Source organism: Marinobacter sp. V34 (assembly GCF_055524115.1).
The window spans coordinates 284,350-309,109 of the sequence record NZ_JBUPZY010000003.1 but is presented as its reverse complement, the minus strand read 5'-3'; the positions used below and the strand labels follow the sequence as shown (position 1 = coordinate 309,109).

Here is a 24,760-nt window from a genome sequence, read left to right as displayed (position 1 = left end):
AGGTTGGCAGGAACGCTCTGTATGTCAAAACACCTGATGATCATCGGCGCGGGCCCAAACCAGATGCCCGCCATCCGCATGGCCCGTCGCAAGGGCTACCGGGTGACGGTTACCGATTATGATCCCAATGCCGTGGGATTTGTTGAGGCCGATCACTATGGCGTTGTCAGCACCCGTGATGCCGACGCCACAGTGGCGTTTGCACGTGCTCTGCACGACAAAGAACCGCTGGACGGCGTGATGACGCTTGCGTCTGAGAGCGCCGTTGCCGTTGCCTCGGTTGCCGCAGAGCTGGGCTTGCCCGGTATCTCAAAGGGTTCTGCCTGGCTGGCAACCCATAAGGTCGACCGGCAGCGTGCGTTTGCCATGGCAGATATACCGGCACCTGGCTATCAGGCGGCTAGTTCGTTGGAGAATGGCGTTGCTGCCGCAGACGGATTGGGCTGGCCCGTGGTCGTTAAGCCCGCCGATAGTGCGGGGTCCCGGGGGGTGCGCCTGGTCCGCGACCGGCAGGGCATGGCCTCAGCCGTTGATGAAATTCGCGGCGTCAGTGGCCAGGTCGAGTTCCTGGTGGAAGAATATCTTGAAGGCACGGAGCACAGTATCGAGGGTGTGGTGCTGAATGGCGAGGTATTCTGGGCGGCAATCTCCGACCGGAACTACGATGACAAGCATCGGTATCCACCTTATTTCCTCGAGGATGGCGATACATTGCCTTCGCTGGTTGGCGAAGCGGTTGCCGAGGAGATCCGTTCGGTCTCAGCGCAGGCCGTTCGGGCGCTGGGTATTAACTGGGGGCCTGTAAAAGGGGATATCATCGTTACCCGGGATGGGACTCGGGTCCTTGAAATGGCCGCCCGGCTTTCCGGGGATTACTTCTGCTACGAGACCATCCCTTTGCACAATGGCATCGATTTGCTGGCGGTGGTGATGGATATGGCGGTCGGCCATGCCGTTGATCCGTCGAGGTTGAAACCGTCAAGGCACCATGGCGTAGCTTTGAGGTACGTATGGCCCGAACCCGGAGTGGTTACGACTATTCGTGGCATAGAAGATGCCAGGGCTCAGGCGGGTATCCATTTTGTTCGACTGGAGCCCCACTGGGCGGACCTGGCGCCGGGGGACTGTATTGCCCCTGCCAGCTCAATGGGTGAGCGAGTCATGTCGGTGATGGCATGGGGCTCTGATCGCGAGGAGGCGGTTGCGCGCGCTTGCAGGGCTGTCGACACGATTCATATTGAAACGCGCCCAGACGAAGACCGTACTTCGAGCCATGGAGAAGCCTGAGATGACAGCCTTCATCGTTGTGTTTCGGGCGGCCTGCAGCCGTGCCCAGGGTACGGGGCATCTCCGGCGTTGCCTGACACTAGCCCAACACATGGCTGATCGTGGTTGGCAGGTTATGGTTCTGGCGGACGATAACCAGACGTCCCGTGCGGTGGGGCGGCTGCAAAAACTGGTATCGGTTGAGTATGTTCCCGAGGATGTGCTGATGACTGTATCGCAGGCGCCTCCGACAGTGTTTGTGGTGGACATGCCGGTCACCGATGACCAGTTGGCGATGCATCCTGAGTGGGCGCGTAGCCTCCGTTCGCTGGACAGCGACGGCACAACCGTCATTTCACTCGGCCACGTGTCCTCCAACAGCGGCAGTTTTCGCGCGGTGATCGATCTCTATCCGTCGCAGACTGTGCACGCGGTGAACTATTTTGAGGGCCCGGAATACCTTATCCTGCGCACGGAGTTTGCCGGAAAGCGGGTGTCCCGGCCGGATACGGGGCCGTTGCTGGTTTCGATGGGTGGCAGTGATCCTTTTGACCTGACACGTTGCGCCATCGAGTCGCTTGCCAGGGCGGGATACCAAGGTGACGTCGCCTTGGTACTTGGTGCTGCCTATACAGGTGACGAGGCGGCGTTGATGGTCTTGGCAGACCAAGCGGGATTCCGGTTGCGGATTCACCGCGAACTGGGCGCTTCTGACATGGCGCTGCTGATGAAACAGTGCCGCCTGGGTATCGTTGCGTTTGGAACAACGGCGTATGAAATGATGGCGTTGGGCCGCCCTGCCTTTGTGTTTACGCATTATCGTTGGCAGGAGGCGTCGGCCGGCCTCTTCGATCGGCTCGGGGCCCTCCATTATCTCGGTTGCGGTGAAGCCGGGCTAGAGGCCTCGCGGATCGGTTTCCGCCTGCAGCGATGGCTGGAAGACGAGCCGGCACTCGGTGGCTTGGCGCGGCTTGGCCCGACGCTTATCGATGGTAATGGCGCCTCTCGGGTGGCTGATATATTGGAGACCTACGGTATGGAAACGCAACAGCGCGAGCTGGATGTGCTTTTTGTCGTCGCTCACCCCGGTGACGAATTGCTGGGGGCGGGTGCCACGATGCTTCGTCTTGTCAGGCAGGGAATGAAAGTCGGTCTGGTTGTGCTGGGCGAAGGGGTGGCAAGCCGATGGAGCGGCGAAGAACACGACGGTGAAAAGCAGGATGCGAGGCATTCTATTACCTCCGCATTGCAACGTGTTGTGGATCGCTCGGGGCTGCATGCATGGTATTACTACCGGTTCGAGGACAATCGTTTTGATCGCCACGATCTCCTGGAGCTTGTGAAGGTTGTGGAAACGGTGATCGATCGCCACCAGCCCCACACCATTTATACCCATCACCCCGGTGATATGAACGTGGATCACCGCCTCTGTTTTGATGCGGTAATGACCGCCTCGCGGCCGCAGCAGAAGGGCTCCGTCAAGACCATCTTCAGCATGGAAACGCCATCCTCTACGGATTGGGGGCAGTCATTGGGAAGGCCGGCTTTTGTGCCAAACTGGTTTGAGCCGGTCGACAGCACCCTTGATGACAAACTGGAGCTGCTGGAGGAATATGGATCGGAATTACGCCCCGAGCCCCATCCAAGATCGCTGGAGGCGATTCGGGACCTGGCGGCCCACTGGGGGCGACGAAGTGGTGTGAAGGCCGCAGAGGCCTTCGTTTTACAACGGCATACCGCAAACCATAATGCAGGGCCAATCATGAACGAAGCGCCCGGCAAGGCATCGCGGGAACAAAAAGGTGCTCATGAATCCTGATCTGGAGCAGTGGTTACAACAAAAGCGCCGGGACACCGGTCTACGTGACTGGGCGGGAGATCTGCTCATGACATTGTGTGAGGTGGACACCTCGCTTGGCAGTGACCTTGAGCGCCTACGCGCCAACGAGCAGGCCTGTTTTCAGAGGTTGACGGAGGCAATGACCCCGTACCTGGACGCCGTTTCGGAGGCCCGTCCGCTGAATGTTCCCAGGCAGATTGAAGACGATCCCTATTTCACCAAACCTTATTACGCAGGCGCCAGCGCTGATGATGTGGAGGCCGTCTATCGCGGGCGTTTCAACTGGCTTCTGGACCCGTTGCCGTCGGAACCAGGCGAGCATTGGTTGTTGAATGCGCATGTGGATACGGTTCCGCCTCACATTCCGCCTCAACGAGTCAGTGAGTGTCGCATCGCCGGCAGAGGAACCGCGGATGATAAGAACGGCCTGGTGACGATGGTACTGGTTCAGCGTCTGTTGAATGAATGGGAACAGGTAACGGGCGAAAAACCTGAGTGGCCGGTTCGATACCTTGTCTCTATCGACGAAGAAATGGGAGGCAACGGCACATTAGGCGCGGTCACCCACCTGGACCTTGCACAAAGCCATATTGTGGTTGCCGAACCTTCCAGCCTATTGCCTTATCCCGCCAATCGCGGTGCAGTCTGGTTCGCTGCTAGCCTGTCGGTGACCGATAAGACGCGTCGTGCAGATCTGTATGGGCTTTATGCGGTGATTTCAGAAGCCTTGATGGCCGAGGGCCGCCGGATACGGGAAGAGAGCGATCATCCGATGTTCCACGCACCCAAGGATGCGCAAACCTGTTTTGGCATCCTCGGACCATTTGGGTCGCATCCATCCTCGGCCTGCAGTGAGGTTCGGCTTCGTTGGCCCCTCGAAGGAGGGGCGGGGGAATCCGCCCAGTCCCTTCTGGAGCGGGCATGCTCCGTTATCGATATGGCTATGAAAGCCGCTATTGAAGGCGGTCGCCTGGTTCATGCGACAAACGATCCAGAAGTAACACTCTCGGGCTCAAAGGAAACGCCGGAGATTGATGTTCGAGTAACGGCCAAGGGAGGCCACATGGGCTCCCATGAGCGGGACAGCGATGCGCTTGCCAAAGCTGCAGAACTGATCCTTGCGATGAACCAGGCTGGCTTTGGTTGTCCCGCCTGGCCGGGGGCCGAGTCAGCATTTACGCTTGAGGGCGGGCAGGGGTTCCTGCCGGATCGACCCCTGGAAAACCTGCAACAGAGAATGACCCATGCGTTCGACGACGGCGTTGATGAAGCTTGCCGCGTGTTTGGTATTGAGCGCGGTTCGATCAACGCGACAATCACGTTCGACAAACTCCATAATGCGGCTTTTTGCAGTGCCAGTGATGCGCCTGGTGGGGAGCGCCTGGGCCGCGCTATTGAAGCTCTGGATGACTCGGGCATGCCTGAGCTCCGTGGCTGGAAAGCCAGTTGCGACGCCCGTATCTTTGCCCGCCAGTGCCCCGACGTGACGACTTTCGGCCCCGGCGCCCTTGAGGTAGCCCACAGTGATGACGAGGCCATAGAGTTGCAGGACATTCTCGATATGGCCGCTTATTTTGTGCATGCGGTCCTGCAGCCAAGCGGACGATTGTCATGACTCGTCGGTTGGCGCTCGTCGGATTGGGCACCTGGGCAGAACAGGGCCATCTTCCCGTTTATCAGGGGCCCATGCTTCGGCCCCACGTGGAGGTGGTTGCCCTATGCAGCCGGGATTTGTCGAAGGCGAAGCAATGGTGTGATCGCTTCGGAATTGGCGGGGCGTTCGATGATTTCACAAATATGCTGGAAACCGCCAAGCCTGACCTGGTGGCTGTAACAACCCCGGATTCGGCACACACCGACTATGTGGTGAGCGCACTTGAGCATGGTTGTGACGTGCTGGTCGAGAAACCCTTGGCGACCAGCCTCGCGGATTGTGAGCGGATTATACAAGCTGCGGAGACCTCCGGCCGGAAAGTGATCACGCTGTTTCATAAGCGGGCTGATCCACTCTGGCACGAAGCCAGGCAGAGAATTCGATCAGGCCAGTACGGGGCATTGCAGATGGGTATGGCCAGTATCCAGAACCCGTTGAGCGTGCCGGCAGGCGGATATTTCAGTTCTCCGCTCGCCGCCAGTAGTGACCCGAACTGGTTTCTTGGTACCCATTTTTACGACCTGCTCCGGTATATGACCGGGCTCGACCCCGTCAAAGTAAACGCTACCGCCTATTCCAAGGTGCTGCCTGAGCAGGGTGTGGACACGCTTGACGCAGTAAAGGCGGATATCTTCTTTGGTGATAACAGCGAGGGGCCGCTTGCTTCGGTGTCTGTGATGCTGTCCTGGAATCTGCCTAACCCCTCCACCGCGCTGACCAAACAGGCCATGCAATTGCATTTTGAGTATGGCGAGCTGGACCTGGATGGCACTCGGCGTGGGTTTTCCGAGTATGGCCAGGGCCAGTTCCGGGATGTGAATCCTTACTTCATGCAGCAAACAGGAAATCGACTGACCGGATACGGGGCCGGTTTTCTGGAAGAAGCCACGCTTTCGCTTTTAGTGAAGGGCTATGAAACAAGTACCCCCATGCCGGATCTGAACGATGCCTGGTGGGCGTCTGCGCTAGCGCAGGCGGTCAAGGAATCCTGCGACCAGGGGCGGGAGGTATGGGTTCAGAAGCCGCCGACCACTCTGGTCACGTAACATTCTCTGTAATTGAAGCCAGGTCAGTTCTATGACATCCGAAAGTGCCTTTCAAAATGAGGTCAGACTGGGGCAACGAAGGGTTGCGCCAGGCGAGCCCTGCTTCGTTATTGCCGAGATTGGCTCGAATCACAATGGGGACTATGAAACGGCGGCAGAGTTAATCCGGCAAAGTGCCAGGGCAGGTGCCGATGCCGTGAAGTTTCAGGACTTTTCGAGGGAAGATCTGTTCATTCCACGGTTACCTCAACATGCCACTCACGAGTGGGAGTCACGCCAAACCCTGTTGTCCAAGCGCTGGGATATTCTTCCAGGCTTTTCTGCCGATCCGAGTTGGTGGCCCGCCCTTGCTGAGGTTGCGCGTGAGGAGGGCGTTGTTTTTCTGTGCTCCCCCTTCAGCCTGGATGCGGTTGAGCGCCTGGACCGGGTTGGTGTGCCTGCCTGGAAGATCGCATCCGGGGACATTACCTGGCACGAGTTGATCGGGCACGCAGCCCGAACCAGCAAACCGCTGATCATTTCCACCGGTGCGTCCAGTCTCGACGAGGTGGATGAGGCGCTTGGAGCCGTTAGGGCTGCCGGTGGTCGGCAGGTCGTGTTGTTGCATTGCGTGTCCAACTACCCACCGCGCTGGGAGGATGCAAACCTGCGGGCCATCCGCGTTTTAGCTGAGCATTTTTGCGTACCGGTCGGGCTGTCGGATCATTCTCCCGGCTCGGTATTGCCGGTGGCTAGCCTGGCGTTTGGCTGCTGCCTGCTTGAAAAACACGTTACGCTGGACCGCAGCCAGCCGGGCCTTGATCATCACTTTGCCATGGAAATGTCTGAGTTTACCCAGTTGGTGACCGACTTGAGGCACGCGGAAATGTCCCTGGCGGGAGACCGAAAGCACTGGGTGGACGCGGAGGAAGATGAGCGCTACTGGGTCAGACGGGGGCTTTGGGCCAACCGGAAAATATCGGCTGGTGAGATTATCCGCCGAGAGGATGTTGCCGTACTCAGGCCGGCGCAGGGATTACCGGCCTCTGCTGTTGAAATGGCCGTAGGGGCTGTTGCCGCGAGAGATATCGAAGAGGGCTACCCAGTGATGAAGGAAGACTTGGGTTCCCACCGGAAAGCCGGAGCCTGATATGAATTCTGATAGCCCGAACAGATCGGGTCGTCCCGACGACACTGACATAACCTTCCGTGTTGTGGCGCCGGGACAGGACGCCACGATGGCGTATCAGTTCTTCTCGAAAATGCTCGCAGAACAGTTTTCTTTGACCTTCTCGGAATCGGCCCTGGACGCCTATCGCAACAAGTACAGTCATGAGGTGTTCGAACGTCGAGCCGCCGACAAAAAGGCCGCACTGGCCGCTGCATTCAATGGCAATGCAATGATTGCACTCGTAATTGGTGGCGTTCCCAATGGCGGCGTGGCATCACTGGATTGGGTGGTGGTGTCTCCCGGTTACCAGGGCCAGGGGGTAGGTCATCGATTGGTGCATACCTGTCTTTCGGAGTACCGCAATACCGGTGCCCATAAGGTGGTCCTGTACTCCGAAACCGAACAGGGAAAGCGGTTCTATGAGAAGTGCGGCTTTTCCTGTGAAGGCGTGCATCCGCAACATTGGTGGGGGCTGACGCACTACTGTATGGGCTATGTTTTTGAAGAGGCCAACCGCTCAGAGAGCGGGAGGAGCCCAGTATGACAAAGGTGGTTGCCGTCGTTCAGGCACGAATGGGCTCAACGCGCCTGCCGGGAAAAATGCTGGCGGATATTGGTGGCCGCCCGCTTGTCGATTATGTTCTTGCCAGGCTCACATCAGATTGTGGACCTGGAGAGTTGTTTAGCGCTGTAGTTGTCGCCACGTCGAAGAGCCGGGAGAACGACTCTCTGGTGGATCATGTTCTGAATGAGTGGCCAAACATTCGAGTAATTCGAGGCCATGAAACAGATGTGCTCTCGCGTTTTGCGGAAGCGGCTCGTCAGACTGACGCTGAGGTTGTTGTCCGTGTTACGGGTGATTGCCCTCTGGTTAATATGAAAGCGGTCCGGCAGATGCTGGATGCGCAGTCTGCCTTTGGCGCGGATGTGGTTAATTATCGGCCTGGTTACGAATATGTCGACAAGGGAATTGAGGTCGTATCGGCGGGCGCCCTCCTGAAGTTGGCCCGAGATCAGGCTTTGTCCGACCACGATCGAGAACACGTTACCAGTGCCCTCTACCGGGATAGCGACCGGTACCTCACCCATTACGTTGACAGTAAGCCAGAGCTCCGCCGTGCCGACCTCCGCCTGACGATTGATACTGAGGATGATCTGGCGTTCTTCCGGGCGCTTGCCCGGCAGATGCCGGATTCGTTGATCGATACGTCTTTATCCGACGTGCTGATGGTTCTTGGAGAGCATCCTGAACTGTCGAGGATCAACGCCGGAGCTGGCCGGAAAAGCAGCCTGCATGAGTCGGTGCGGATGGGTTTCCGATGTGATGGTGGCGCAGGTCTTGGCATGGGGCATGTTGTCGGCAGTCTTCGGCTTGCCAGGCTGCTGGCGGACCAATTGGGCTGGGGGGCGGAGTTTGTCTGTCGGGATGAGAAGAACGTCCTTTCGGCCGTTCATGCAAAAGGGTTTGCAGTTGAGCAGCTCCCAGCGGACACGTCTCCGGAAGACGACGTGACGCGTTTGTTGAACAAGGCCTCTGAATCGGATTGGTCCGCGGTGGTGATAAACTTCGGGAAGGATGACCTGTACCGGTATCGGGACCAATTCACGCGCTTTCGTCAGGCGGGTGTGAAGCTGGTCTTTATGGACAACCCTGTCGCGCCATACTGCTACGAGGCAGAATTGCTGATAAATGCGTTGCCACACCCGGATTATCCGGGTTACGAGCCCGAGAGTCACCCCTTTTGCCTGGATGGGCTTGAGCACTTCATACCAGCGGAGTCGGTGTGGTTGAACGCCAACAAGAATGACATAAGGCGCGAGACAAACGTCGAGCGTGTGCTCGTTGCAATGGGTGGTGGAGAGGTTACGGCTCTGACGTTACGAGTGCTTGAAGGCTTGGGGTGGGCGGGCTTTCGTGGATATGTCGACGTCGTAGTGGGTCATTCCGACTCGGGAAACGCTGTTGGATCAGTGTTACAGTCATTGGAGCTGAACGGATCCGTAAGCAGTAATGTTGATGATATGCCGAAGCGAATTGAAGTGGCTGATATCGGGTTTACCGGTCTGGGCCTGACGACTTATGAGATGGCGTATCAGCGGCTTCCAGCATTGATTGTTGCCAACTCCCGTTTTAACGCCACGGTCGCCCGGGCATATGTTTCCAGGTACGGAGGTGCGTTTTTGGTGGGGGCCTGGCCTGATGTGACGCCCCAGACCGTTGGCGAAGTCTTTCGACAGGTATGTGACTCTCCGCGTCTTTTTTTCCCGTGCCCGTCATTGTCACAGTCTCCGGTAGGGTCCCGGGTGGGTGATGTTGTTAAAAAGATGAAAGAGCTCGTTCAAGGTACGGTGACGTATGACTAATGAAAAAAATTCGTACAGGGAAACTCCGGGGCACCGGGGAAATTTGCTGGACACAAAAAACGACTTCGACGTAATTGATTGCGAGGTTTGCGGGTTCCGCCATGTTGTTCCCATACCGAGCGAAGAAGAGCTTGAATCAGTCTATAAAGAGGACTATTACTCCACGGAAAAGCCGCTATACATCGACCAATACATTGAAGACCTGGATTGGTGGTTAGAGACCTACAACGAGCGTTATGAGCTCATAGAGAGGCATATTGTTGGTGAACCCAGCGGCAAGCCCAAAATCCTGGATATTGGTTCGGGGCCGGGATACTTTCTCCAGGCAGGAAGCGCGCGCGGGTGGGATGTTGTGGGGCTGGAGCCGTCAGAGCAGGCTGCTGAATACTCCAGGTCTCTTGGATTGACAATCCACCAGTCTACATTCGATTCGGAAATAGCAGCGGGGTTTTCGGGTGTCGATGTCGTCCATATGTGTAACGTGCTGGAGCATTTGCCTCATCCCGGGAAAACACTCGGATTGGTGCATGATATTCTCAAGGAGGATGGGCTTACGTTTATAGTTGTGCCTAACGACTATAATGCGTTCCAGGTAGCTTTACAGGACAAAGCCGGCTTTGCACCTTGGTGGGTAGCTCCACCTCATCATATAAACTATTTCAACTATGCATCACTTGAAAACCTGCTGTCGAATACGGGTTTCGAGGTGGTCTATAAGTCCTGTTCATTCCCCATGGAACTATTCCTCATGATGGGTGATAACTATGTTGGTAATGATCAACTAGGCCGAGAATGTCATGCCAAGAGAAAGCACCTGGAAAGATTTTTGTGGGAATCAGGATTGAATGATCTTAAACAAGGGTTTTACGAGCATATGGCCGAAACGGGTGTAGGCCGGGAAATTATAATGATTGCCAGAAAAACCAACGCTCACAGGGAGCTGTAATGGCCGGTAAAATTGCATTCTATGGGGGGTATACGCTCTGGAGTGCCGGAGATGACGCCCCGCTGGCATTTATGGTTCAAGCGTTAAAAAAACAGCTTCCCGAATCGACGGAATATGTTGTTTTTTGCCGCCATCCCGACAAGTTATTTGATGAGCATTTCGGGGTTCGCACCGTTAAAAATTTTGAGTACGACAGCAAAGCTATGTCCGAGGGGAAATGGATGCGCGGGCTTAACTTTTCTGATGATCGTTCTGAGTTGCTGCGGATTGCCGAGGAAATCGATTCCGCAAGCCTTTTGGTTTTGGGCGCTGGAAATTTTATTACCGAAGTGTCTTTTGATGTGCTTAGAGGACACCTTTCGCAGTTTCTGGTTTTGACCTATATCGCAGAACTGTGTGGAACCCCACTTTACTTCTACGGGTTGAGTGCCAATAAAATTAGTGATAAATGGACCAGGTTGGCGGTTCAACGTATGTTGCGCTCAGCCTCTGCCGTTACCTTCAGAGAGCCCTTTGCCGTCGAGAACCTTGTCGACAGCAGCATCTCCCTTCCTCCCTATACGTTGCTTCCGGACCCGGCCTTGGGTGCACCAACCGGTAATGCCACCAGAGGATTGGAACTGGCTGCTGAGGAGGGCATAAAGCTTGGTGACCGTCCTGTCGTTGCAATCTCGCTCAGGGATTTATCCTGGATGAATGGCAATGAGGAGTATGTGCGGACGATAACGGCGTTTCTGGAGCATTGGCTGAACACTGTCGGGGGCTCGGCGATATTCATTCCACAGTGCACATATCATGTTGAGGATCCGAGGACGGACGATCGCTATATGGCGCACGAGATTTTGAACAAGTTGTCCAAAACCGATGGTTGTTTTGTCGTTAAGGGGCAGTACTTCTACAAGGATATTCAATCTTTTTACAGTCTTGCAGACATTAGCGTTGCTACACGACTACACGGAGCCGTGTTTTCCGCCATGATGGGAGTGCCGGTCATTGGGCTCGCCTATGAAAGCAAGGTCTCCGGGTTCTTCAGGCAAACAAATATGTCGGAGTGGTGCCTTTCATGGGATGTCGATAGCGACAAGCTGATTGCGTTGGCCGGTGTATTGATGACCAACAAAGAGGACGTTGCGAAGGCGCTGGAGGTAAACGTTAGTGACGCGAAAATTCGGGCGAATGCGTACGTTGATATAGCGGTTGGTATGCTGGACCAGTCTGAGCTCGCTTGATCTGGCCGAGTTCCTGACTTTCCAGCCCACCGGTTCGTCACCGGGGGCTGGACTTCCTGCGTGACTGCCTTATCCCTGCAGCAACTGAAGGACCTGCTGGGGCCGGGCGTTGGCCTGGGACAGAACCGATAGGCCGGCCTGTTGCAGTACCTGGGTTCGTGCCAATTCCGCAGTTTCTGCCGCGAAATCAGCGTCCCTGATACGACTGTTGGCTGCCGACAGGTTTTCGGATGTGGTGCTCAGGTTTGTGATCGTCGACTCGAACCGGTTTTGAACCGCACCCAGTTCTGCTCTCAATCCGTTAATCTGGTCAATCGCGTAGTCTGTGGCGATCATCGCCTGGTCCGCGCCATCCTGTGACGACACATCTATCGTGTTCACGGAAACCTGATCGTCCGGTATCGTTGTGGCGACGTTGAAGGTTGTGCCGCTGGCGACCGTAACATCGACGGTGAACGCCTGCTCGAATTCCGATGAGAATATGATGTCGTCATTCTCCCGGTCGAGGAATGCCGTCACGCCGGTTTGCTGGGTTTGTGCGTTGACTTGTCCCAGAATGTCTTCGAGGGAGCTGGCGCCGCTGATGTTGACAACGGTTGTGCCGGAGGCATCCAGTAGCGGAAGTTCAACCGAGAAGTCCACGGTGCCGCCGGCTTCAAAGATATCTGCTACGCTCTGGCCGCTGACCAATGCTGTCGACAAACCTGACGTTGCGCCGATGACAGAACCAAGGGCGCTTCCCCTCGCGTCCAGGCCACTTACGGAGATGGTTTCACCGGTATTCGCGCCGACCTGGAAGGTTTGTGTTGGCAGAGAACCATCCAATACGCGAAGGCCGTTGAAGGACGTCTGGCTGGCGATTCGGCTGATTTCAGCGATTCGCTGCTGGACTTCCTGGTTCAGGGCATCACGGTCCGAGTTGCTGTTGGAGGCGTTGGCGGATTGTACCGCCAGCTCGCGAATCCGTTGCAGGTTTGCCGTGACTTCGTCGAGGGCGCCCTCGGCGGTCTGCGCCAGGGAGATGCCGTCGTTCGCATTTCTCTGGGCCATGCCGAGGCCGGTAATCTGTGATTGGAAACGTTCAGAGATCGCCAGGCCCGCAGCATCATCTTTCGCTGAATTGATACGGAGGCCCGATGACAGGCGTTGGAGCGCTGTGTCGGCATCACTCTGTGTTGCGTTCAGATTGCGCTGCGCATTCAGCGACGCAATGTTGGTGTTGATGATCTGAGGCATTTTGGTTTCTCCCTGCTCAGAGGTGTTGGCAAAGCCGTTGTTGGTGGCCAAACGGAATTGCCGGTGAAATTCATGGATTTGCCGTTTTGTTGATGGTCAGCGAATTTGATGCCAACTTTGGTTTTAGTTCTAAAATGTCAATTTAACTATTTGATAATATTGATTAAATAATTTAAATCGGGTTTGGGTATGAGGAGCTTTCGGTAGGCTGGCTTTTGAGAGGGAGGAAGCTATTTGCCGCTTTTTCAAGTTGCAAAAGCCCGCTGCGCGATTCACCTCGTCATGTGTTATTTTTGTTGCGGTAGATCTATGACCCGTTCCAGAGTTGCGATGGAGGAAGCTTGTGGCAAAACAACCGGATTCTTCGGCTGAATCATTTCTAAGGCAGAAAGAAAGGAACCTGAATTACTTCAAGCAACACCATCCAAGCATCTACCAGATGTTTTCAAACCTGATGCTGAATAAAGCAGAGCTTGTTGTTACGCCGGGGAAAACGGATGTTGATATGACGCTCAACGGTAGGTCCTGCTACAGGGGACTGGCGAAGGAGTATTCGTTATCGGAAGTTGAACGTTTTCTCAGCGAGAATCCCAGAGGAAAAAAAATTCAAACGTTCTCGCCGCCCTCAGCTGAAAGTTACAAGCACCCAAGATTCGCAACCCTTGCCGCCAGGCAATTGATAGAAAGCAGCCCGGTTAAACATAGTAGCTTTGCTGGTTATGATCGTGGAACCGCCTATCCATCCATTGTGTTCCTGGGTTGTGGTCTTGGCTATCACATAGAAGCTTTGCTGGAAAAAGCGGACGTTATCAACGCATTGGTTGTTGAGCGTGAACCTGAGAAATTCGCGCTTAGCCTGTTTACCGTTGATTGGGCCAGAATATGTTCCCGATTCCAGCGTAAAGGTTATTCCCTGACGTTCGCCATCGGTTCGGCTGACAATGAGGCCAGCATGCGGGGGCTTCTGTACCGAAATGTTGAAAACCTGGTTCCTTTATATCCGTTCTTTACGATCTACTATAACCATCTCGCGGATATTGAGTTAGCAAAGGTCGCCATTGATGTGAGCAAGGATCTTTCGGTTATTACTTCGAACTGGAGCAACTACGATAATGAAGTTCGCCGCCTTCATCATCTGTCCCATAACCTCAGATCTGAATTTAGATTTCTTAAAAACAAGCCTCAGCAGGAGCGCGATACGCCGATGGTGGTTGTAGGCAGCGGGCCTTCTATCGATAGTCGTATTGAGGGGCTTAAAGCGGTGCAGGATCGGGTTGTAATCGTTAGTGCCGGTACCGGCATACGGGCATTGATCGCTGCCGGTATTCATCCGGATTTTCACGTTGAGCTGGACCCGGATTACCTGGTGTATCAATACTTGGCCGACATCGAATCAGACGCGTTGAAAGACGTCACACTGGTCGCGGTGAATGAGGTCAATCCGTTGGTGAGCTCATTGTTTGGTGAGACAGTTCATTTCTTCAAAACCGACAATTACCAAAGCCACCTTCTTGGGGGCAGTCCCTATGCTTTCTCTCACTGCAACCCAACCTGCACGAATACGGCGTTGTCATTGGGGTATGGGTTGGGCTTCAGGAACATCTATCTCTTTGGAACCGATTTTGGCTATCGCGTTAAGGAAGAGGATCACTCCGCTTATTCCGTATACGGTAAGAACGTGAATACTGAGTTTGCCCGTAAGGTTCAGCAGCGACGGTATAGTTCAAAGACCAAAAATGAATTTTCTGTTCCAAGTGTGGATGGCGGAACGGTTCTCACGGTGGCGGCTTATTATTCTGCCAAACGGTCTGTCGAGAAATTTTGTCTGGAGACGAACGCTGCCTCTGATAGATTCCGCGTATCTAATTGTTCGGACGGTGCGGTTATCGATGGTACAGATTGGCTTTCTCAAGAAAGCTTTAAAGCAGAAATCCTGGGTGCCCCAAAAGTTGATAATTGGCAGCTTCCCGGTGATTTGATCGAGCTTATGCCCTCCGACCAACTGGAGAAGCAGGTACCAGCCTTGCTCAAAGAATTGAAAGAGCGTTGTCAGGGGATGAGGAAGATCGTTAAAGAGGCGAGGCTGGAAGGCCGCAAAGACCTTGCTGTATTGGTGAATCGGGCTCGTGCACATATTAATGCAGTTCGCCCTCCAAAAGGGATGAGCAAACCAACTGCAGTACAGGCATTCGTTTACCAGCTCATCAGAGGGTCCATCCTTCACTTTATCTATGTCGGTCTTTGCCATGGGATGGGGTGCGACGACGATGAGGACATGAAAGCGTTTCTTAAAACCTGGCGGCAGGGGTTTCTCAACTTTCTCCTCCAAGTGCCGGACCATTTTCAGACCGTCATGGTAAACCGCCCTCGGCTGGAGAAAGATCCCTGGGTGACCACGATGCTGATAGAGCCGGAGCCAGGCTTGGAGGTCTAGTCAGGCTCTTTAACAATTGCTTACAAATTGTTTGCCTCATGCCCTAAAGATATCTGACGGGGGGCCGTTAGATGAAATAACAGGGCGGGGCATCCCGGTAGTAAACGGGAGCCAAGCCTCTATCAAAGAGAAAAACTTTACGGTTTGAAGGGGAAGCATTATGGCTCTCGGTATTAACACTAACGTTGCATCAATCAGTGCTCAGAATCAGCTTGGCAAGAGTCAGAACCTTTCTGACCAGGCGCTTCAGCGTCTGTCTTCTGGCCTGCGCATCAACTCTGCAAAAGACGACGCGGCTGGTCTGGCAATTTCCACCCGCTTTGACACCCAGATTCGCGGCCTTACCGTTGCCCAGCGTAACGCAAACGACGGTATTTCTCTGGCACAAACCGCAGAAGGTGGTCTGAACGAGACCGTCAACAACTTGCAGCGTGTTCGTGAGCTGGCGGTACAGGCAGCCAACGGTTCCCTGACTAACGAAGACCGTGAACTGCTTCAGGCAGAGGTCAGCCAGCGTCTGGAAGAGATCGGTCGTATCAGCAGCGAAACCCAGTTTAACGGTCAGAATGTTCTGGACGCTAGTCTTGGTAGCGCGGTTAGCTTCCAGGTCGGTTCCGAGAGCGGTCAGACCATCACTGTGGACCTGAGCGAAGATATGTCTGCCAGTGGTCTCGGTGTTGACGCCGTGGATATCAGCACAGCTTCCGGTGCGTCTGCCGCCCTGGATACCCTGTCTGACGCCCTGGATACGGTAAACGAATTCCGTTCAGACCTGGGTGCGGTTCAGAACCGCTTTGAAAGCACCATCAACAACCTGGCGACCAACATCGAGAGCGCAAGCGCCGCGAACAGCCGAATTATCGACGCTGACTTCGCTGCTGAAACCGCGAAGCTCGCCAAGGCGAACGTTCTGCAGCAGGCCGGTATCTCGGTTCTTGCCCAGGCCAATGCTCGCCCGAACCAGGTTCTGTCTCTCCTGCAGTAACAGGGACGGTTCGGCTAACAGCTGGCTCTCCGAGAGTGGAGAGCCAGCGTTATGCCGTTAGAGGATAGCGAGGTGAGCTATGAATGACGTAAACCTGAACAGCCCGGATTTGAAACTGGTTCGCTCCAGTGCGCAAGCTCCGGCTCGGGCCTCTACGTCACCTCAGAACGAAGGCAGCAATGCCTCCGCTCAGTTTGCACCTTCATCAGTTAGTCGGTCAGTCACTGTGCAGCCCGCAGTCGGGGTTTCTGATACCTCCAAGGCAGAACGGTTGGAAAATCGCAGTGAAGAACAAAGGGAACAACTGGATCAGGCAGTGTCAAAGCTGAATGATTTCGTTCAGACCGTGCAGCGGGATTTGCAGTTTGAAGTGGATAACGATCTGGGAAAAACCATTGTTCGTGTGGTTGATCAGGAAACCCAGGAAGTCATCAGACAAATTCCGGATGAGGTTGCGTTGAGGTTGGCAGAGAACTTGCAGCAGGATGAACCGCTGACGTTGTTTAACGCAAAAGTGTAGTTTATTGCCGCTTTTGCTTTGATGTAAATGACGGTATTTCAGCACCGCCGCACCCGTGAGGGGCCGGCGGTGTTCTGCCTTGTGGGCTCGTTAGTTACAAGTCGTTACAAAATGAGCTTGAGAACTGGCAAAGTTTTGCCGCAGTCAGCCGATACAGAGTTATAGTAGATATAGCAGCCTTTATGGAGGCACGACCATGGCATCAATTACATCACTGGGAGCAGGGTCTGGCATTTTCAGTTCCGATCTTGTCGACCAGTTGCTCAACGCAGAGCGCAAGCCGACGGAAGTGCGTCTGGATCAGCGGCAGCAGCGAACTGAATCCAAGATTTCGGCTTACGGCGCGATCAGGAGCGCTCTGGAGGCACTACGCTCGCCCATGGAGGCGCTTAGCAGTGCGGAGGGCCTGAAGGCTTTTACCGCCAATACCTCCAATGAAGATGTTACCGGCGTATCCATCGATGCATCCAGCGCGTCGAAAGGCTCCTACAGTCTGAATGTGACCAGCCTGGCTCAGTCTCAGTCACTTGCGTCTGGCTCCTTTGCGGACAGGGACTCGACCACGGTTGGAACAGGCACGTTGAGTCTGACGGTTGGCGGCAACACCACTGATATTACGGTTGACAGTAGCAACAACACGCTGGAAGGGCTGGCCGCCTCCATCAATGAAGCGAATGCAGGTGTGACCGCAGGTGTGGTCGATACCGGTTCCGGTTTCAGGCTGGTGATGACCTCTGAGGAAAGCGGACTTGATAATGCCGTTCAGGTCTCCGTGACTGATGATGATGGAAACAGTTCGGATACGTCCGGTCTTTCCCAGTTCGTATTCGATGGCACTACGTCCAATCTTGAAGAAACGGTTGCTGCGAAGAATGCCGAGCTGGAAGTTAACGGTATTGCCATTAGCCGTTCCTCGAATTCCGTTGAAGGTGTGATTGATGGTGTTACATTCGACCTGAAGTCCACTGGCGCATCGACCATTACGGTTAATCAGGATGCAGATGCCGTTGCCGGCCGCGTTCAGGAATTCGTCGACAAGTTCAATGCGCTTCAGGATGTTATTGAAAAAGTATCCGGCTATAACGTGGAATCCGGGCAGGCAGCTGTGCTTACGGGTGACTCCGCGATACGGAGCGTTCAGGGAGAGTTGAGGCGCATGCTGACGACGATCCCATCGGGGTTGGAGGATTCACCGGTTCGAATGATGGCCGATGTGGGTATTTCGACCGATCCCAGCACAGGAAAGCTTGAGTTCGATCAAGATGTTTTTAAGGAGCAACTTGCGGAGAATCCCGATGCCGTAACGGCGTTGTTCGCGGAAAAAGACGGTGTGGAGGGTGTCGCTGATCGAACTCTGGAAGTTGTGAGTGGCTTCCTCGCGAGCGATGGCGTTCTGGCCACGCGGACGGATGGTTTGAACGGTGATCTTGAAGGCATCCAGGAGCAGCGGGCAGACCTTGAGCGTCGAATTCAGTCACTTGAGGAGCGGCTGGTCAGCCAGTTTTCAGCCGCTGACTCACTGATATCGCGCCTGAACAGCACAGGTGACTACGTGAGCCAACAACTGGCAGCCATCGCACCACAGACAAATCAGCAGAGCTAGTCCAAGCTGGACCGATAGAGAGGGTTATACAATGAATGGTCTTCAGCAATACCAGAGAATCAACACCCAGACCAGCATTACAGATGCGGATCCTCACAAACTGATCCAGCTTCTGTACGATGGGGCGCTTGAGCGAATCAACATGGCGAAGGCGCGCATGCAGGCAAAGGACTTCGATGGCAAGGGCAAACTCATCATCAAGACCATCGATATTGTCGCTGGCCTGCGTAGCTTCCTGGACAGGGAGAAGGGCGGCGACCTTGCGGAGCGACTAGATGCCCTCTATGGCTACATGGAGCAGGCGTTGTGGGAAGCCAACGCAAGGAACGATGTCGAAAGGCTTGATGAAGTTGCGAATCTGCTTCGCCAGGTTAAAGACGGTTGGGACGGTATCCGCGAAGAGGCCACCTCTTTGCAGCAGCAAGCTGTCTGAACACGGGCATTAGGCGGGCCTGACGTGGCCCGCCCCCACCAATAGCCATTCCCCCCGCTGTCCCGTACAATACGCTCCTTATTTTTGATACATCCATTCTGTTCAGTCTGGAGCAAGGGCATGTCTGATATTAAAAAGGTGGTTCTGGCGTATTCCGGTGGCCTGGATACCTCGGTAATCGTTCGCTGGTTGCAGGATACCTATGAGTGTGAGGTGGTGACGTTCACCGCCGACATCGGCCAGGGCGAGGAAGTGGAACCGGCGCGTGAGAAAGCAAAAGCGCTGGGCGTAAAGGAAATCTACATTGAGGACCTGCGCGAGGAATTCGTTCGTGACTACGTGTTCCCGATGTTCCGCGCCAACACCATCTACGAAGGGGAGTACCTGCTGGGTACTTCCATCGCACGCCCGCTGATCTCCCGCCGTCTGATCGAGATTGCCAATGAGACCGGCGCAGATGCCATTTCTCATGGTGCCACCGGGAAAGGCAACGACCAGGTCCGTTTCGAATTGGGCGCCTACGCGCTTAAGCCGGGTGTGAAGGTGATTGCCCCCTGGCGCGAGTGGGATCTGAATTCCCGCGAGAAGTTGCTGGCCTACTGCGACGAGCGCAACATTCCGGTGGAGAAGAAGAAGGGCAAGAGCCCGTACTCCATGGATGCCAACTTGCTCCACATTTCTTACGAAGGCATCAACCTGGAAGATCCCTGGGCGGAAGCCGAGGAAGATATGTGGCGCTGGAGTGTCTCTCCGGAAGCGGCTCCTGACACGCCTTCCTATATCGAAGTGACTTATGAGAAGGGCGATATCGTCGCCATCGATGGTCAGACCATGAAGCCCCACGAGGTGCTTGAGCACCTGAACAAGGTGGCCGGCGAGAACGGCATTGGGCGTCTGGATATTGTTGAGAACCGTTATGTGGGCATGAAGTCCCGCGGTTGTTACGAAACTCCGGGTGGTACGATCATGCTGCGCGCCCACCGGGCCATTGAGTCCATTACCCTGGACCGCGAAGTGGCGCACCTGAAGGACAGCATCATGCCGCGTTACGCGGAGGTGGTTTACAACGGTTACTGGTGGTCACCGGAGCGGGAGGCGCTGCAAGCGCTGATCGACCAGACCCAGACCTATGTGAATGGCACGGTGCGTCTGAAGCTCTACAAGGGCAATGTGGATGTGGTTGGCCGCAAGTCGGACGATTCGCTGTTCGATGAAAAGATTGCGACCTTCGAGGAAGACCAGGGTGCCTATGACCAGAAGGATGCGGAAGGCTTCATCAAGCTGAACGCCCTTCGGTTGCGGATTGCTGCTGGTAAAGGCCGCAAGCTTTAAGTGGTATCCTGAGACGCCCGGAATTCTCCGGGCGTCTTGCCTTTCACAGCCTTGAATTTTCTGTGGAACGACGTTGTTTCGCTATACCCCAACCTCAATGCTATCTCCGGAATTCCCAGTTCACTATTTATTAAAAAATCTTCCGCCATCGCCTGCCGGACTTCGTCCAACAACTGCTGATATGCAACCCCTTCTTGACTGAGTTTCCGCTGCAAGGTTCGGCTGGTCATGCCGAGGTTGTCGGCCACCATGTCTTGCCTTGTTATGCCGTGCATCAATTGTTTGCGGATGCTGTGCTTTACCCGGTTGGTGAGGGCAGTATCGGTTTCCAGAGTGGCTAGCTGGCTCAGGGCGTGGGCTTCCAGAGTTTTTCGGAGTAGGGGATCTGGCTGGCGCAAGGGTGTATTCAGTAAGTCCTTGTGCAAAACAATGGCATTTTCACCAGAGCCAAACCTGACGGGGCACCCCCAGCGTTCCGTGTAGGCGCTCTCCAACTCCGGCCCGGGGGAGGGGTGTTCCAGGTGTACCTCCACCGGCGACGCGATGTTGTTGTCGGCCAGCCAGCGGGCGTAGTTGATCCAGGAGGCGAAGACGTTATCGACCATATGGGGGCGAACGACCGGGTCGGTGTAGTTGCAGGCCCAGATCAGTTTGATGTGATCGCCGCTACCCGCAATTTGCGTCGTTCCCATGTCGCCGACCAGTTTCTCGAACGGGGCAATGCGAACGACTGCTTCTCCCAGCGTGGCGGAGCTCATGGTGATGTACCCGAGAACACTGTAGGACCCCGGTTGCACGAAGTCACCGGTTTCAAGGCCGAGGATGGGGTTGTCTCTTTGTTTGCAGAGCAATCTGATGAATGTCTGGAACTGTTCCCCGTCTATGCGCCCGTCGTCGGTTTGAAGAACGGATGACTCAAGTCCTGCTTGGTGGAACAGCGCAGAGATGTCGATGTTACAGGCATCGGCGGCACGAACGTATTGTCTGAGGGCTGCTACGGAGGCGGTTCCGAGGGTCTTCATGGTTACGGCAACGTCTTGGGGTTATTGTTGCCATCAGTATAACGGAAGCTGAAAAGAAAAAAGCCAGCTAAAAAGCTGGCTTAAAAACAAGGAAAGAACGAAAGTGCCTGAAAAATTCGTTAATTCTGCGGATTTTCCCCATTTGGCGGCGGAGGTACTACTCGGCTCCTCCGCCATGGGGGATACTGCTTAAATCCACAATTTCAGAATAGGGCTTTCGCTCCTGGAAGTCTGTTTGTGATGTGTGTCGCAGTGTTACGTAGCGTAATCCGACACTCTTTTCTCAGGCCTTCTCCAGCTCCGGTCTCGTCGCGGTAAACCGCCGGGTCTCATACGCATCGACCAAGCCCTGAACTGCCGCACGCTCCATCTCCTGGACCGAGGGTGTGCCGTTTTGGGCGTCCGCACTGCAAAGCACCATACCCGCCTCTACCGAGATATAACCAGCCGTGGTTTTCAGGGCTTTGTGGTTAATGCCGTCAAATACGCGGCGAAAAGCCGTTGCGGAACAATGATCGCTGTTTGGAAAGTGCGCAATAATCGCGTACTGGTTGTCGCCCACGCGGCACAGGGAGTCCATGGGGCGGATCAGGTGGCTCAGGCGGCGGGCGATGCCAACGGCCAGCTCACTCATCACCGAGGGCGCATGCTTGCGCTTGAGCTCCTGCCAGTTACGGATGCCGCACAACACATAGGCAGAGGCGCCGCCACGGGACTCCGCCTGGCGCAGGCATTTGCCGAGCTTATCCCGGGCGTAGCGGTTGTTGCAGAGGCCCGTTTCAAGGTCAATGATGTTACTGCTTTCCAGTTCGCGGTTGTTCTCAATCAACAGGGAATTAGCGCGCAAGAGGGTGTTCTGGCGGTCTGCCATGCGGTCAGCCGCGAAAATCCGAGGAATCAGCTGCTTGGTCATGTCCGACTTATAGATGAAGTCGTCGACGCCCCGGTCGAACGCTTCTGACAGGGCCTCCACACTCTCACGGGCGGTGAGCAGTATCACGTAGGTATAGTGGTTGTTCTGCTCATCCTGCTGGCGCACCTGGTCGGTCAGCTCCAGCCCGTCCATCTCCGGCATCAGCCAGTCGGCAATCAACACACTGACTGGGCGCTGGTCGATAAACTCAAGCGCGGCAGGGGCATTGTTGGCGATTCGTACGTCGCGATACCCTGCATTGCGGAGGGTTCGCCCCACCACCATGCTGCTGAATTTGGCGTCGTCTACCACGAGGATGGGAAGATCAAGGTTCGGCATTGTTATCTACTACTCACCAGTCCATTGTCAGATGCGGTGCCGCCCCTGTCTTGGTATGCTTTGGCACCTTGCGCAATCAGAAGGGCACCAGTATAGCGTTTTGTGCGTGCCCTGACGTGGATAATTGTAAAAAGTGAGAACACATCATGCCTTCTTTTGACATCGTTTCTGAAATCGACATGCACGAAGTGACCAACGCCGTGGACCAGGCCAAGCGCGAGCTGGGCAATCGCTGGGACTTCAAGAACGTGGACGCGGACATCGAACTGGACGACAAAGGCATTACCATCAGTGCCGAACAGGAGTTTCAGCTGGAACAGCTGATGGACATGCTGCGAATGGCCTTCGCCAAGCGCAATATCGATTCCCGGGCGCTGTCTGAAGACGGCGAAAGTAAAGCCGGCAAGCTGGTTAAGCAACACCTGCAACTGAAGCAGGGGATCGAAACCGACATGGCCAAGAAGATCGTCAAGATGATCAAGGACGGAAAGCTCAAAGTGCAGGCCAGCATCGAGGGCGAAAAAGTGCGGGTAAAAGGCAAAAAGCGTGATGACCTGCAAACGGCGATTGCGCTGTTGAAGGAAGCCGAGCTGGATATTCCTCTGCAGTTCAATAATTTCCGCGACTGAACCGGGAGTCACACTATTTTATCCGGCAACACCCTGGCGTTACTTAAGGAAACCCTCCAAACCTACACACGTTGGCAGGTCATTGCGCTTCTGTTTCTGGGGTTTTCGGCCGGCCTGCCGTTCCTGCTGGTGTTCTCCACACTGAACGCAAGGCTGGCGGATGTCGGGGTGGAAACGGCCACCATCGGTTTTTTCAGTTGGCTGGGTATAACCTATTCCATCAAAGTGTTCTGGGCGCCGATGGTGGACCGGTTGAAACTGCCACTTCTCGACAGACTGCTTGGCAAGCGCCGAAGTTGGATATTGTTGGCCCAGGCGGGCATCGCAACGGGCTTGTACCTCATGGCCCACGTAGACGCCACCGTGGCACCGGAGATGATGGCATTCTGCGGTTTGCTGGTGGCCTTCTCGTCTGCCACCCAGGACGTGGCGATTGATGCCTACCGGATTGAAGTGGCAGAAGAGCGGTTGCAGGCGGCGCTGGCGGCCACTTATATCTTCGGCTATCGACTAGCTTTGTTGGTCGCCGGAGCCGGTGCCTTATATCTTGCGGAATTCTGGTCCTGGCAGGTGTCTTACGAAGTGATGGCGCTACTCGTTGGCGTAGGCGTGGTGACGGTACTCATCGTGCGGGAACCCAGCGTCAATCACTACGCCGCCGCCCAGGACATCGCCGACAAAATTGAGCATGAGGCGAGTAAGCGCACTCACCTCAACCCCCGCCTGGCTCGATTCATCGGATGGTTCTACGCTGCCATCGCAGGGCCCTTCCTGGATTTCTTCCGTCGCTACAAGGAACTCGCCATCCTGATCCTGGTGATGGTCGCGGTGTATCGCATCTCCGACATCGCTATGGGGGTTATGGCAAACCCCTTCTATCTGGATTTCATGGGCTTCTCAAAAACCCAGGTGGCCGACGTCACCAAAATCTTCGGCTTCTTCATGACCATCGCCGGCTCTCTTGTAGGTGGCGTGCTCGTGGTGCGTTACGGCGTACGTCGCATCCTGCTGGCGGGCGCCATCATGACCGCCGCCACTAACCTGCTGTTCGTCGTTCTGGCGCAATACCCACCCAACATCGTCACATTGGCACTGGTGGTCAGCGCCGACAACCTCAGTGGTGGCATCGCCAATGTGGCATTAATAGCCTGGTTGTCCAGCATGACCAGCGCGGCCTTCACCGCCACCCAGTACGCCCTGTTCAGCTCCCTGATGACACTGCCCGGAAAATTCATCGGTGGATTCTCCGGCATCGTCGTTGCCGGATTCGGTTACGCGGAGTTCTTCCTGGTCGCCGGCATAATGGGGGTTCCCGCCATAGTGCTGGCCATCTACATGATGCGAAAAGGCGAACGCCTGGACGCCCTGGCACCGCGGAACGAAGTTGCTGAGTCGTCATGACCGAACCCAGCAAAGACCAGAAAATCTGGCAGGTCGTCGCCGCCATTCCCGCTGGCCAAGTAGCCAGCTACGGTCAGGTTGCGGATATGGCTGGCCTTGGCCGGCAGGCCCGGTACATCGGTAAAGCTTTGGGAAAACTCCCTGAAGGGCATGCCATTCCCTGGTATCGCGTGATCAGAAGCAATGGCCAGATCGCGTTTCCCATCGGCAGCGAGGTGTTTGAGGTGCAGGCCCAGAGTTTGCGTGAGGAGGGAGTTGTCGTCGTTGATGGCAGGATCTCGATGAAGCAGTTCCAGTGGCGCCCATAAACTCTAGTGTTGTGTCGGATAGCGTCATGTGGCGATCCCACCAAAAGTCCAGTCGGGCAGGGGGTGGTGCTGAATTTTTCTGCCAGAAAAAGATGTCTGAGCAAAGCGAG

At 55.3% G+C, this 24,760-nt stretch carries 21 protein-coding genes; 18 read left to right on the top strand and 3 right to left on the bottom strand.

Annotation, left to right across the window (positions count from 1 at the left end; all coding sequences use genetic code 11):
- Positions 1 to 21 precede the first annotated feature (21 nt).
- From AC0B60_RS06915 to AC0B60_RS06875, 9 genes are read left to right on the top strand one after another with little or no spacing between them, the layout of a single operon-like run.
- Positions 22 to 1,287, top strand: coding sequence for an ATP-grasp domain-containing protein (locus AC0B60_RS06915; protein ID WP_465085021.1), 1,266 nt, complete (start codon positions 22 to 24; stop codon positions 1,285 to 1,287).
- Between the two features lies 1 nt (position 1,288).
- Positions 1,289 to 3,085 carry a PIG-L family deacetylase gene (locus AC0B60_RS06910; protein WP_465085020.1) on the top strand — a complete coding sequence of 599 codons (1,797 nt, stop codon included), beginning with the start codon at positions 1,289 to 1,291 and terminating at the stop codon, positions 3,083 to 3,085.
- Positions 3,075 to 4,721 carry a M20/M25/M40 family metallo-hydrolase gene (locus tag AC0B60_RS06905; protein ID WP_465085019.1) on the top strand — a complete coding sequence of 549 codons (1,647 nt, stop codon included), beginning with the start codon at positions 3,075 to 3,077 and terminating at the stop codon, positions 4,719 to 4,721. The genes AC0B60_RS06910 and AC0B60_RS06905 overlap by 11 nt, the downstream gene beginning before the upstream one ends.
- Entirely contained in the window at positions 4,718 to 5,806 is a 1,089-nt protein-coding gene (locus AC0B60_RS06900) for a Gfo/Idh/MocA family protein (protein WP_465085018.1), read from the top strand. Before AC0B60_RS06905 ends, AC0B60_RS06900 begins: the two co-directional genes overlap by 4 nt.
- A 31-nt stretch (positions 5,807 to 5,837) precedes the next feature.
- On the top strand, positions 5,838 to 6,935 hold the full coding sequence (locus AC0B60_RS06895; RefSeq protein WP_465085017.1) for an N-acetylneuraminate synthase family protein: 1,098 nt from the start codon (positions 5,838 to 5,840) through the stop codon (positions 6,933 to 6,935).
- 1 nt (position 6,936) lies between these two features.
- Positions 6,937 to 7,500 (top strand): GNAT family N-acetyltransferase, encoded by a 564-nt coding sequence (locus AC0B60_RS06890; RefSeq protein ID WP_465085016.1) that lies wholly within the window; start codon positions 6,937 to 6,939, stop codon positions 7,498 to 7,500.
- The gene (locus AC0B60_RS06885) at positions 7,497 to 9,320 is read left to right on the top strand and encodes a cytidylyltransferase domain-containing protein (protein ID WP_465085015.1); all 1,824 of its coding nucleotides are present in this window, start codon (positions 7,497 to 7,499) and stop codon (positions 9,318 to 9,320) included. Before AC0B60_RS06890 ends, AC0B60_RS06885 begins: the two co-directional genes overlap by 4 nt.
- On the top strand, positions 9,313 to 10,266 hold the full coding sequence (locus tag AC0B60_RS06880; protein ID WP_465085014.1) for a class I SAM-dependent methyltransferase: 954 nt from the start codon (positions 9,313 to 9,315) through the stop codon (positions 10,264 to 10,266). The genes AC0B60_RS06885 and AC0B60_RS06880 overlap by 8 nt, the downstream gene beginning before the upstream one ends.
- On the top strand, positions 10,266 to 11,495 hold the full coding sequence (locus tag AC0B60_RS06875; protein WP_465085013.1) for a polysaccharide pyruvyl transferase family protein: 1,230 nt from the start codon (positions 10,266 to 10,268) through the stop codon (positions 11,493 to 11,495). The genes AC0B60_RS06880 and AC0B60_RS06875 overlap by 1 nt, the downstream gene beginning before the upstream one ends.
- A gap of 69 nt (positions 11,496 to 11,564) precedes the next feature.
- On the opposite strand, the gene AC0B60_RS06870 is transcribed toward AC0B60_RS06875, so the two are convergent.
- Entirely contained in the window at positions 11,565 to 12,731 is a 1,167-nt protein-coding gene (locus AC0B60_RS06870; RefSeq protein WP_465085012.1) for a flagellin, read from the bottom strand.
- Positions 12,732 to 13,074: 343 nt separating this feature from the next.
- On the opposite strand from AC0B60_RS06870, the gene AC0B60_RS06865 reads away from it, so the two are divergent.
- From AC0B60_RS06865 to AC0B60_RS06840, 6 genes are all read left to right on the top strand, one after another.
- Positions 13,075 to 15,165, top strand: coding sequence for a motility associated factor glycosyltransferase family protein (locus AC0B60_RS06865; RefSeq protein WP_465085011.1), 2,091 nt, complete (start codon positions 13,075 to 13,077; stop codon positions 15,163 to 15,165).
- Positions 15,166 to 15,325: 160 nt separating this feature from the next.
- On the top strand, positions 15,326 to 16,150 hold the full coding sequence (locus AC0B60_RS06860) for a flagellin domain-containing protein (protein ID WP_465085010.1): 825 nt from the start codon (positions 15,326 to 15,328) through the stop codon (positions 16,148 to 16,150).
- Positions 16,151 to 16,229: 79 nt separating this feature from the next.
- Complete coding sequence (locus AC0B60_RS06855) at positions 16,230 to 16,670, top strand: flagellar protein FlaG (RefSeq protein WP_465085009.1); 441 nt, start codon at positions 16,230 to 16,232, stop codon at positions 16,668 to 16,670.
- 196 nt (positions 16,671 to 16,866) lie between these two features.
- Positions 16,867 to 18,273, top strand: a complete 1,407-nt coding sequence (fliD, locus tag AC0B60_RS06850) for a flagellar filament capping protein FliD (protein ID WP_465085008.1) — start codon at positions 16,867 to 16,869, stop codon at positions 18,271 to 18,273.
- A 31-nt stretch (positions 18,274 to 18,304) separates the two neighbouring features.
- Positions 18,305 to 18,706 (top strand): flagellar export chaperone FliS, encoded by a 402-nt coding sequence (gene fliS, locus AC0B60_RS06845; protein WP_465085007.1) that lies wholly within the window; start codon positions 18,305 to 18,307, stop codon positions 18,704 to 18,706.
- A 120-nt stretch (positions 18,707 to 18,826) separates the two neighbouring features.
- Positions 18,827 to 20,038 (top strand): argininosuccinate synthase, encoded by a 1,212-nt coding sequence (locus AC0B60_RS06840; RefSeq protein ID WP_465085006.1) that lies wholly within the window; start codon positions 18,827 to 18,829, stop codon positions 20,036 to 20,038.
- Here AC0B60_RS06840 and AC0B60_RS06835 read toward each other — a convergent pair.
- Positions 20,035 to 21,060 (bottom strand): AraC family transcriptional regulator, encoded by a 1,026-nt coding sequence (locus AC0B60_RS06835; protein WP_465085005.1) that lies wholly within the window; start codon positions 21,058 to 21,060, stop codon positions 20,035 to 20,037. The genes AC0B60_RS06840 and AC0B60_RS06835 overlap by 4 nt on opposite strands.
- A gap of 283 nt (positions 21,061 to 21,343) precedes the next feature.
- The gene (locus AC0B60_RS06830) at positions 21,344 to 22,312 is read right to left on the bottom strand and encodes a response regulator (RefSeq protein WP_465085004.1); all 969 of its coding nucleotides are present in this window, start codon (positions 22,310 to 22,312) and stop codon (positions 21,344 to 21,346) included.
- A gap of 146 nt (positions 22,313 to 22,458) precedes the next feature.
- Here AC0B60_RS06830 and AC0B60_RS06825 point away from each other — a divergent pair, with 146 nt between their 5' ends.
- The 3 genes from AC0B60_RS06825 to AC0B60_RS06815 are packed head-to-tail and all read left to right on the top strand — an operon-like array spanning position 22,459 to position 24,650.
- Entirely contained in the window at positions 22,459 to 22,941 is a 483-nt protein-coding gene (locus tag AC0B60_RS06825; protein WP_007155699.1) for a YajQ family cyclic di-GMP-binding protein, read from the top strand.
- Between the two features lie 15 nt (positions 22,942 to 22,956).
- Complete coding sequence (locus AC0B60_RS06820) at positions 22,957 to 24,342, top strand: AmpG family muropeptide MFS transporter (protein WP_465085175.1); 1,386 nt, start codon at positions 22,957 to 22,959, stop codon at positions 24,340 to 24,342.
- Positions 24,339 to 24,650, top strand: a complete 312-nt coding sequence (locus AC0B60_RS06815) for an MGMT family protein (RefSeq protein ID WP_465085003.1) — start codon at positions 24,339 to 24,341, stop codon at positions 24,648 to 24,650. Before AC0B60_RS06820 ends, AC0B60_RS06815 begins: the two co-directional genes overlap by 4 nt.
- Positions 24,651 to 24,760 lie beyond the last annotated feature (110 nt).

Coding starts and splice junctions, on each gene's coding strand:
- AC0B60_RS06915 (WP_465085021.1), top strand. CDS start 22: ATGTCAAAACACCTGATGATCATCGGCGCGGGCCCAAACCAGATGCCC.
- AC0B60_RS06910 (WP_465085020.1), top strand. CDS start 1,289: ATGACAGCCTTCATCGTTGTGTTTCGGGCGGCCTGCAGCCGTGCCCAG.
- AC0B60_RS06905 (WP_465085019.1), top strand. CDS start 3,075: ATGAATCCTGATCTGGAGCAGTGGTTACAACAAAAGCGCCGGGACACC.
- AC0B60_RS06900 (WP_465085018.1), top strand. CDS start 4,718: ATGACTCGTCGGTTGGCGCTCGTCGGATTGGGCACCTGGGCAGAACAG.
- AC0B60_RS06895 (WP_465085017.1), top strand. CDS start 5,838: ATGACATCCGAAAGTGCCTTTCAAAATGAGGTCAGACTGGGGCAACGA.
- AC0B60_RS06890 (WP_465085016.1), top strand. CDS start 6,937: ATGAATTCTGATAGCCCGAACAGATCGGGTCGTCCCGACGACACTGAC.
- AC0B60_RS06885 (WP_465085015.1), top strand. CDS start 7,497: ATGACAAAGGTGGTTGCCGTCGTTCAGGCACGAATGGGCTCAACGCGC.
- AC0B60_RS06880 (WP_465085014.1), top strand. CDS start 9,313: ATGACTAATGAAAAAAATTCGTACAGGGAAACTCCGGGGCACCGGGGA.
- AC0B60_RS06875 (WP_465085013.1), top strand. CDS start 10,266: ATGGCCGGTAAAATTGCATTCTATGGGGGGTATACGCTCTGGAGTGCC.
- AC0B60_RS06870 (WP_465085012.1), bottom strand. CDS start 12,731: ATGCCTCAGATCATCAACACCAACATTGCGTCGCTGAATGCGCAGCGC.
- AC0B60_RS06860 (WP_465085010.1), top strand. CDS start 15,326: ATGGCTCTCGGTATTAACACTAACGTTGCATCAATCAGTGCTCAGAAT.
- AC0B60_RS06855 (WP_465085009.1), top strand. CDS start 16,230: ATGAATGACGTAAACCTGAACAGCCCGGATTTGAAACTGGTTCGCTCC.
- fliD (WP_465085008.1), top strand. CDS start 16,867: ATGGCATCAATTACATCACTGGGAGCAGGGTCTGGCATTTTCAGTTCC.
- fliS (WP_465085007.1), top strand. CDS start 18,305: ATGAATGGTCTTCAGCAATACCAGAGAATCAACACCCAGACCAGCATT.
- AC0B60_RS06840 (WP_465085006.1), top strand. CDS start 18,827: ATGTCTGATATTAAAAAGGTGGTTCTGGCGTATTCCGGTGGCCTGGAT.
- AC0B60_RS06835 (WP_465085005.1), bottom strand. CDS start 21,060: ATGAAGACCCTCGGAACCGCCTCCGTAGCAGCCCTCAGACAATACGTT.
- AC0B60_RS06830 (WP_465085004.1), bottom strand. CDS start 22,312: ATGCCGAACCTTGATCTTCCCATCCTCGTGGTAGACGACGCCAAATTC.
- AC0B60_RS06825 (WP_007155699.1), top strand. CDS start 22,459: ATGCCTTCTTTTGACATCGTTTCTGAAATCGACATGCACGAAGTGACC.
- AC0B60_RS06815 (WP_465085003.1), top strand. CDS start 24,339: ATGACCGAACCCAGCAAAGACCAGAAAATCTGGCAGGTCGTCGCCGCC.